Raw genomic sequence first — 2,972 nt, forward strand, 5'->3', positions numbered from 1 at the left:
CTGCCCCGCGGCGTTGAGGGTGCGGGTCCGCCGGTCCTGGACGGTGTCGAAGCCGGCGGCGATGACCGTCACCCGCACCTCGTCCCCGAGTGCGTCGTCGATGACCGCACCGAAGATGATGTTCGCTTCCGGGTGGGCCGCGTCGGCGACCAGTTCGGCGGCCGCGTTGATCTCAAACAGGCCGAGGTCCGACCCACCCGAGATGTTGAGCAGCACCCCCTGGGCCCCGTCCATGCTCGCCTCGAGCAGGGGGGACGCGATGGCCTGTTCGGCGGCGACGGTGGCCCGGTCGTCGCCGCGGGCCCGTCCGATGCCCATCAGGGCGCTGCCGGCATGGGACATGACCGTCTTGACGTCGGCGAAGTCCAGGTTGATCAGGCCGGGCGTGGTGATCAGGTCGGTGATGCCCTGGACACCGGAGAGCAGCACCTGGTCGGCGCTGCGGAAGGCGTCGAGAACGCTGATGTCCCGGTCCGTCATCGCCAGCAGACGGTCGTTCGGGATGACGATGAGGGTATCGACCTCATTACGCAAAGTGTCAATACCGGTGTCAGCCTGGGTGGCCCGGCGCCGACCCTCGAAGGTGAACGGCCGGGTGACCACACCGATGGTGAGTGCTCCGAGAGAGCGGGCGACGTTCGCGACGACCGGCGCACCGCCGGTACCCGTGCCACCACCCTCACCCGCGGTGACGAAGACCATGTCGGCCCCCTTGAGGACCTCCTCGATCTCCTCCCGGTGATCCTCGGCAGCCTGGCGGCCGACCTCGGGGTCGGCTCCGGCGCCGAGGCCTCGGGTGAGCTCACGGCCGACGTCGAGTTTCACGTCGGCGTCGCTCATGAGCAGGGCCTGGGCGTCGGTGTTGATGGCGATGAACTCGACGCCCTTGAGACCGACTTCGATCATCCGGTTGACGGCGTTGACGCCACCACCACCGATCCCGACGACCTTGATGACCGCGAGATAGTTCTGTGGGGCAGCCATGCGGTGTCGGTCCTCCAGCGGCGTCGGTGGTCGGACGGGGGTTACCCCGCCCCTGCGCCGCCGCGGGAAGGCGGAGCCACGCGGCGAGCGGGAAAGCAGTCGAAGCCTCAACCTTCACCGTCAGCTAGACGGTTACAGTTATGTCAACTTCCGACTGTGGATCGGACAGTAGGCACGGCTCCGGCGGTGGTCAAGGACGCTGTCGGCGCGTCACGACTTTCCCCGCATGGTGGCTTCGCCACCATGCGGGGGCCCCCGCCCCGGAAGGGGTCTGTGGTAGCCGTGGCTCGCCTCTGGCGACCTCCCCTGGACAGCCGGCGAGGGCTTCGTCTCAATGTACGGGTCCCGATCAATGTACGGATCCCGGCACCTGGCCGTGCCGCGGATCAAGGGACCTCACCATCCCCGGGGCCGATGATGGTGTACTGCCTCCCGTGACCGGTCAGCGCACCCAGCACGTCCATTTCCTCGGCATCGGAGGCAGCGGCCTGTCTCCGCTGGCCCAGATCCATCTCGCGGGCGGCGGGACGGTGAGCGGCAGTGACTCCGAGGACTCGCCCCGGGTGGCGACCCTACGCGCACGGGGGGTACCGATCCGGATCGGGGCCACGCCCGGTCCGGCCGCCGTCGCCGCCGAGCTCGCCGGTGCGGATGTCGTGGTCGCGTCCAGCGCGCTGCCCGACGACCATCCGGAGATCGTCGCCGCCCGCGCGCTCGGTCTGCCCGTGCGCCGCCGTTCGGAATGGCTACCGGAGCTCACCGCCGGGTACCGGCTGGTCGCCGTCGCCGGTTCGCACGGCAAGTCGACCACCTCGGCGATGCTCACCCTGGTCCTGCGCGCCGCCGGGCTGGATCCCACGGCGGTCATCGGCGCAGAGGTGTCACAGCTGGGGGGGAACGCGCTGGCCGGCTCCGGCGACGTCTTCGTCCTGGAGTCCGACGAGTACGGCGGCGCCTTCGCGGGCCTCGACCCGAGCATCGCCGTCATCACCAACGTTGAGTGGGAGCACCCCGACGTCTTCCCCGACGAGGCATCGGTCCGGGCAGCCTTCGCCGCGTTCGCCCGACGGGTCCGGCCGGGTGGACGACTGGTTGTCTGCGGAGATCATCCCGGGGTGGTCGCCGTCCTCACCGAGCTGGGTCGCCAGCGGCCCGGCAAGGACGTCGCGGTGAATAATGACGTCGCGGTGAATAATGACGTCGCGGTGATCGACTATGGCTTCGAGCCGGAACGCCACTGGCGCGCGGTCGACGTCGTCACCACCGCGGGGGACGACATGACCAGGGCGACCGTCCTGCGGGCCGGCCAGGAGGTCGGTGCGCTGACCCTGACGATACCCGGCCGACACTCGGTGCTGAACGCGCTCGCGGTCCTCGCCACCGCCACCGAACTGGGAGTCGCTCCCGCCCAGGCCCTCACCACCCTGACGACCTTCACCGGCGCGGCCCGACGGTTCGAGTTCGTGGGCTTCTGGAACGGCAGCACCGGCAGCACCGGCACCGGGCCCGCCGGAGGTCCGGGCAGCCTGGAGGTGATCGACGACTACGCGCATCATCCGACGGAGGTCCGTCTGACGCTCGCCGCGGCCCGTTCGCGGGCTCGGGGACGGCAGATCTGGGCGGTACTCCAGCCACATACGTTCAGCCGGTTCGCCGCGCTGCTGGATGACTTCGCGGCCGCGTTCAGCGACGCCGACCGGGTGTACGTCACCGACATCTATGCCGCCCGCGAGACCGACGACCTCGGTCTGCATGCCGTCGACCTGGTCAAGCGGGTGAGCGAGCCGGCGGCAACGTACTACGTGTCCTGGTCCGAACTCGTCGAACGACTCGCCACGGACGTCCGCGCCACCCTGAGCGACGAGGCGTCGCGGGGGGTCCTACTGCTCACGCTCGGAGCGGGAACGAGCACCACGGTCGGTCCCCGGCTGCTGGCCGCCCTGGGCTTCGCGGCGGCCGGTTGACCTCCCCCTCCCGTCGGCCGGGAT

At 70.1% G+C, this 2,972-nt stretch carries 2 protein-coding genes; one reads left to right on the forward strand and one right to left on the reverse strand.

From position 1 onward, the window contains the following. A partial coding sequence (gene ftsZ / locus AC08OP_RS23525) for a cell division protein FtsZ (protein WP_476616164.1) occupies window positions 1-984 on the reverse strand: 984 nt, incomplete at its 3' end. A gap of 434 nt (window positions 985-1,418) precedes the next feature. Between ftsZ and murC the strand changes: the two genes are divergently transcribed. After that, a complete protein-coding gene (gene murC / locus AC08OP_RS23530) occupies window positions 1,419-2,948 on the forward strand; it encodes a UDP-N-acetylmuramate--L-alanine ligase (protein WP_476616165.1) in 1,530 nt (509 codons plus the stop codon). The last annotated feature ends 24 nt before the right edge of the window (window positions 2,949-2,972 follow it).

It is taken from the genome of Frankia sp. CeRuru1 (assembly GCF_977966315.1).